This window comes from Empedobacter sp. UBA3239 (assembly GCF_002362875.1).
GTDB classification, from domain to species: domain Bacteria; phylum Bacteroidota; class Bacteroidia; order Flavobacteriales; family Weeksellaceae; genus Empedobacter; species Empedobacter falsenii_B.
Window position 1 is genome coordinate 1 of record NZ_DEVJ01000040.1, and the last position, 5927, is coordinate 5927.

The 5927-nt window shown below is 30.5% G+C and carries 7 protein-coding genes; 4 read left to right on the plus strand and 3 right to left on the minus strand.

What is annotated here, in order from left to right:
* Positions 1 to 47: 47 nt before the first annotated feature.
* Positions 48 to 683 carry a porin family protein gene (locus B4G36_RS05455; RefSeq protein WP_291062575.1) on the minus strand — a complete coding sequence of 212 codons (636 nt, stop codon included), beginning with the start codon at positions 681 to 683 and terminating at the stop codon, positions 48 to 50.
* A gap of 147 nt (positions 684 to 830) precedes the next feature.
* Positions 831 to 2087, minus strand: coding sequence for a 3-deoxy-D-manno-octulosonic acid transferase (locus B4G36_RS05460; RefSeq protein ID WP_291062577.1), 1257 nt, complete (start codon positions 2085 to 2087; stop codon positions 831 to 833).
* A gap of 100 nt (positions 2088 to 2187) precedes the next feature.
* Between B4G36_RS05460 and B4G36_RS05465 the strand changes: the two genes are divergently transcribed.
* The 3 genes from B4G36_RS05465 (at position 2188) to B4G36_RS05475 (ending at position 4821) form a co-directional block, all read left to right on the plus strand.
* Positions 2188 to 3303, plus strand: coding sequence for a DegT/DnrJ/EryC1/StrS family aminotransferase (locus tag B4G36_RS05465; protein WP_286494721.1), 1116 nt, complete (start codon positions 2188 to 2190; stop codon positions 3301 to 3303).
* A gap of 96 nt (positions 3304 to 3399) precedes the next feature.
* Positions 3400 to 4413, plus strand: coding sequence for a UDP-glucose 4-epimerase GalE (gene galE, locus B4G36_RS05470; protein WP_291062579.1), 1014 nt, complete (start codon positions 3400 to 3402; stop codon positions 4411 to 4413).
* A gap of 3 nt (positions 4414 to 4416) precedes the next feature.
* A complete protein-coding gene (locus B4G36_RS05475; protein WP_291062581.1) occupies positions 4417 to 4821 on the plus strand; it encodes an NUDIX hydrolase in 405 nt (134 codons plus the stop codon).
* Positions 4822 to 4875: 54 nt separating this feature from the next.
* Here B4G36_RS05475 and B4G36_RS05480 read toward each other — a convergent pair whose 3' ends face one another.
* The gene (locus B4G36_RS05480) at positions 4876 to 5328 is read right to left on the minus strand and encodes a copper resistance protein NlpE (protein WP_291062583.1); all 453 of its coding nucleotides are present in this window, start codon (positions 5326 to 5328) and stop codon (positions 4876 to 4878) included.
* Positions 5329 to 5413: 85 nt separating this feature from the next.
* Between B4G36_RS05480 and B4G36_RS05485 the strand changes: the two genes are divergently transcribed.
* The coding region (locus B4G36_RS05485) for a methylated-DNA--[protein]-cysteine S-methyltransferase (RefSeq protein ID WP_291062585.1) at positions 5414 to 5927 on the plus strand (514 nt) is incomplete at its 3' end.

Here is a 5927-nt window from a genome sequence, read left to right on the forward strand (position 1 = left end):
GCCTCACTTTTGAGACAGCTCCTTTGTATATTTTGATTTGAAATAAATTACATTTCAGCTAATTTATACGCTATACCAACACTAAAGTATGTGTTAGTAATTTTGTAATTGTCATTTATTGTTTGTGAATAATAATCATTAATATTTGATAATCCTTTTGTAAAACGAGCATTGATTTCTAATTCATCTGTAATTTTATATGCTGCACCAAAATTTAATCCGAAATCAAATGTTTTGAAATTATCTACAAATTTTTCTTTTTCATTAATTTTTCCTTCTTCAGTTTTCTTTTTAGCAGAAACTAAGAAACCTAATTGTGGACCAAATTCAACATTTAATCCATCCATAATTTCATAACGTCCCATCAATGGAATATTAATATTATGTGTAATTAATTTAGCTTTTGAGTTATCATTTGTTTTCAATCCAGCTCCTTGTTTAGAATATAATAACTCTGGTTGAAAACTAATTTGATCTGTTATTTTGTAGTTTGCATAACCACCAATATAAAAGTCAGTTCTAAATTTAGTTCCTAAACCATTTCCCTGACTATCAGAGTAAATTTTTCTAGAATCACCAGATAAAGTCGGGAAGTTAAGACCTCCTTTTACTCCTAAATCAATTTGCGCATTTGCTGCACTTAATCCACCGAAAAGTGCTATTCCTAAAATAAGTTTCTTCATTTTTTTATTACTTAAGTCTGAGTTATAATAATTAATTCAAAAGTAAAGTTTTATTCATACAGAAGATTGATTTACACTTTAAAAAAATCAATAATGCTTTTTTGATTCACAATTTCTGTGCCTTTTTTGTTAAAAATTGATAAAATTTTAAGATTTACAAATATCATCTAAATATTCTAAAATAATTTTAGTTGCATTTGGTGAATTTTGAACAAAATCTCCAGCTTTTTTTCCACTTTCTTTTCGGAAATTTTCATCGTTCATCAAACGATTCATAATTGTATCAAATTCATGTCGATTAGCAATAGAAAATCCTCCGCCAACTTCTATCAAATCCACAGCTTCCTGAAATTTCTTGTATTTAGGACCAAAAACGACAGGATTTCCAAATGTTACAGCTTCTAACGTGTTATGAATTCCTGCACCAAAACCTCCGCCAATATAGGTAATATCTGCATAAGAATAGACTTTTGATAAAATACCAATTGTATTTAGAATAAATATTTTCGAATCGATTAACTCTTGATTGGATGTTTTTTCTAAATCAGAAAATTTAACAGCTTTTTGATTGATTTTATTCAGAAAAGAATTGATTTCAGCATCATTCAAATTATGTGGTGCAAAAACAATTTTCCAATCATTATTTAATTTTTGGTTGATTAAATTCACAAATAATTCTTCATCTTTTGGCCAAGAACTTCCAACAACAATTAATTTCGAATTTTGTTTAAAATCATTCATAAAATCCAATTCATTATCTTGATGAATGATCTGTTTGACACGATCAAATCGCGTATCGCCTGCAATTGTATTTTGTGTGATATTGATTGAATCCAGTAAATCTTTTGATTTTTGATTTTGAACAAAGAAATGATTTATCAAACTTAATTTTTTCGCAAACCAATTATTTCCGTCTTTTTTGAAAAAATTTTGACTCTCTCTAAAGATTGACGAAACCACTATTGTAGGAATGTTTTGCTGATGTAATTCGATAATCAAATTAAACCAATATTCGTATTTCACCAAAATCAAAATTTCTGGATGAAGCACTTTTATTAACTTTTCTGCATTTGATTTTGTGTCCAAAGGCAAATAAAAAATAACGTCTGCGCCTTGATAATTCTTTCTAATTTCATAACCAGAAGGAGAGAAAAATGAAACAGCAATTTTATGTGTTGGATAGTTTTCTTTCAATGCTTCGATCACTGGTCTACCTTGTTCAAATTCGCCTAAAGATGAACAATGTACCCACAAAACTTTATCGGTTTCTGAAATTTTAGAAGCTATTTTTTCTTCCCAATTTTTTCTTCCATCTACCCAAAGTTTTGCTTTTTCGTTAAAATTCGAAGCCAATTTTAGCGCCATTCCGTACGCCTTAATTGATGTGTTATAAAATCCTTGCACAATGTTGCAAAGTTAAAAATTTAGAATGAGCTTTTTTTGTACATTTGTTGTAATAATAACGACTTTTTAAAGTTGTAGATTTTGAAAGATTCATTAAGTTATGAAAAAAATACAAATGGTTGACTTACAAAGTCAATATCAAAAAATAAAAGGAGACGTTGATGCAGCAATTTTGAATGTTTTGGATTCGGCTGCTTTTATTAATGGACCAGAAGTAAAACAATTCGAAACTGAATTGCAAAATTACTTAAATGTAAAACACGTAATTCCTTGTGGAAACGGAACTGATGCGTTGCAAATTGCTTTGATGGCCTTAGGTTTAGAGCCAGGTGATGAAGTAATTACGGCAGATTTTACATTTGCTGCAACAGTAGAGGTTGTTGATTTATTGAAATTAAATTCGATTTTAGTTGACGTTGATTATGATACTTTTACAATTGATACAGAAAAATTAAAAGCGGCAATCACGCCAAAAACAAAAGCAATTATTCCAGTTCATTTATTTGGTCAATGTGCGAATATGGACGAGATTATGGCAATTGCAAAAGAACATAACTTATATGTTGTAGAAGATACTGCACAAGCTATTGGAGCGGATTACAAAGGTCGAAAAGCTGGAACAATTGGTCACATTGGTTGTACATCTTTCTTTCCTTCAAAAAACTTAGGTTGTTATGGTGATGGTGGAGCAATTTTTACAAATGATGATGATATTGCACATCGTTTACGTGGAATTGTAAATCACGGAATGTACAAACGTTACTACCACGATGAAGTTGGTGTTAACTCTCGTTTGGATTCTGTTCAAGCAGCAGTTTTACGTCGTAAATTACCTTTCTTAAATGATTATAACGCTGCTCGTAACAAAGCTGCGGCTTATTATACAGATGCTTTTAAAGATATTGATGCATTATTAACGCCTGTAAAAGGAGAAGACACAACTCACGTATTCCATCAATATACGTTACGTGTAACAAATGGTAAACGTAATGAATTACAAGCTTTCTTGACTGAAAAAGAAATTCCTGCGATGATTTATTATCCTGTTCCATTACGCAAACAAAAAGCGTATGATAACGGGCATTATAATGATGCAGATTTTCCAAATACAAACAAATTGGTAGAAGAAGTAATGTCTTTACCAATGCACACAGAGTTAGATGAGGAGCAATTGGCTTACATCACTTCTGCTGTTCGCGAATTTTTTGGAAAATAATTTATCCTAAAAATAATACGAAAAAGCTTCTGATTAGTTTCAGAAGCTTTTTTATTTTCCTAAATTTGATTTCACTATAAAAACTAAATATTAAAAATGAGTAAAATATTAGTAACTGGAGGTTTGGGTTATATTGGCTCGCACACAGTTGTAGCTTTACAAAATGCAGGTTATGAAGTTGTGATTATAGACGATTTATCGAACACAGAAATTGGTGTGTTGGATAAAATTACTTCTATTACTAGAACAAAACCAACTTATTTCGAGATTGATTTAAAAGATCAAGAAAAAGTAAACGAATTTTTCAAAACAAATAAAATAGATGGAATTATCAACTTCGCAGCGCATAAAGCAGTTGGAGAATCTGTTGAAAAACCGTTGATGTATTATCGAAATAATCTTTTAGGTTTAATTAATCTTTTGGATGCAATGAAAGATTTTGATGCTAATAATATTATTTTCAGTTCGTCTTGTACAGTTTACGGACAAGCGGATAAAATGCCTATTGATGAGCAAACTCCACTAAAAAAACCTGAATCTCCTTATGGAAAAACGAAACAAATGGGGGAAGAAATTTTAGAAGATTTCTCAGCAGCATTTGATAAAAATGTGATTTGTTTACGTTATTTCAATCCCGTAGGTGCACACCCAACAGCTAAAATTGGAGAATTACCAAAAGGAATTCCAAATAATCTAATTCCTTATGTTACACAAACTGCGGCTGGAATCAGAGAAGCATTATCAGTTTGGGGAGATGATTATCCAACGCGTGATGGAACGGCAATTCGTGATTATATCGATGTAAATGATTTGGCTGATGCACACGTAAAAGCCGTAACTCGTTTGATCGAAAATAAAAATAAAGCAAAGCTAGAATTCTTTAATCTTGGAACTGGAACAGGATCTACGGTTTTAGAAGTTGTTCACGCATTTGAGGATGCCAATGATTTGAAATTGAAATACGAAATCAAAGAGCGTCGCGCAGGAGATATTATCGAAGCTTATGCAAATAACTCTTTAGCAGAAAAAGAATTGGGTTGGAAACCTGAAACAAAATTATCAGAAAGTATGCGTACTGCCTGGGAATGGCAAAAAAGTTTAGAAAAATAAAAGATGATTCAATTACCAACAGCGGGTTTATTAGTTATTAAAAATAATAAACTGCTTTTGACATTTAGCAAAAATAAAAAAGCGTGGTATTTACCAGGTGGAAAAATTGATAAAGGTGAAAATTCTGACACAGCTTTGGTAAGAGAAATAAAAGAAGAATTGAGTTTGGATTTAGTAAGAGAAGAGCTCAATTTTTATTGTCATATTACAGCTGAAGCATATGGAGAACAGAATCTTTTGATGGAACAAGATTGTTTTCTGTACGATTTGAACGAAGAAATAAAACCAACAAATGAAATTGAAGCTTACAACTATTTTACTTTTGAAGAATATTTACAAGAAGAAATTCAAGTAATTGGTGTAATTAAAGTTTTTGAAAAATTGACAGAAGATCATTTATTGAACTAAAATAATTTCAAAAATAGAAGGCAATCCGTAATCGAGATTGCCTTTTATTTTTTATTATTTAGTCTTTTTCAAGATGTATTTATCTGTCAAATTTCCTGTAATTTCTTTTCCTTGTTGATCCAAAACTTTCAATCTGTTTTCTTCAACTTTCAACACTAATGGACTTATATTCGAATTTAAATGTAAAACATTTCCAGAAGCATCCCATTTATAAAATCCTTCGTCTTGATAAACTGTTTCTTTTCCTAAATATTCTTGCTCAATAAAAAAGTTACCATCTTTTTCCAATTCAACAATATATTTTATTCCTTCGCAATCGGCACAAGGTAAAATTCCTTCATATTTCCCAGCCCAATCCAACGAATTCATAGAATTGTGTTCTTTTTTTACAGCTTCTGTAATTTCTTTGAAAGAATCTGTATTTTTTTGTTCTTGTTGAACACCTTTTGATTGACAAGAGAATATAATGAAAGATGCGAAAATACTCGCGAAAATAGATTTTTTCATAAATTAATTTTATGATATTTTTAACAACAAATTTGATACCAAATTACGACTATATTTTTCTAACTTTCAACTAAAATTTTATAAAATGTTTCGCTCAAAAAAAATACAAACACCTCTTGGAGAAATGCTTGCAATAAAGTCGGAAAAAGGAATTTGTATGTTAGAGTTTTTTGATGGAAAATCGACCGAAAAACAACTCAAAGAAATAGAAAACTTGGGTGAAATTTTTGAAAAGGATGATGATATTTTGAATCGTTTAGAAAATGAATTGAACGATTATTTTAAAGGAAATTTAAAAGAATTTACCATTCCACTTGATTTGATTGGAACAGATTTCCAGAAAAAAGTTTGGAACGAATTAATCAAAATTCCATTTGGAGAAACAAGATCATACAAAGAACAATCGATAGCTGTTGGAGATTTATTAGCGATACGAGCAGTTGCAAATGCGAACGCAAAAAACAAAATTGCAATCGTAGTGCCTTGTCATCGCGTAATTGGCTCAGATGGTACGTTAACTGGATATGCTGGCGGAAAGAAACGCAAAAAATTTTTGTTGGAATTAGAATCGCAACAATTAAACGACACTATCTCACAAA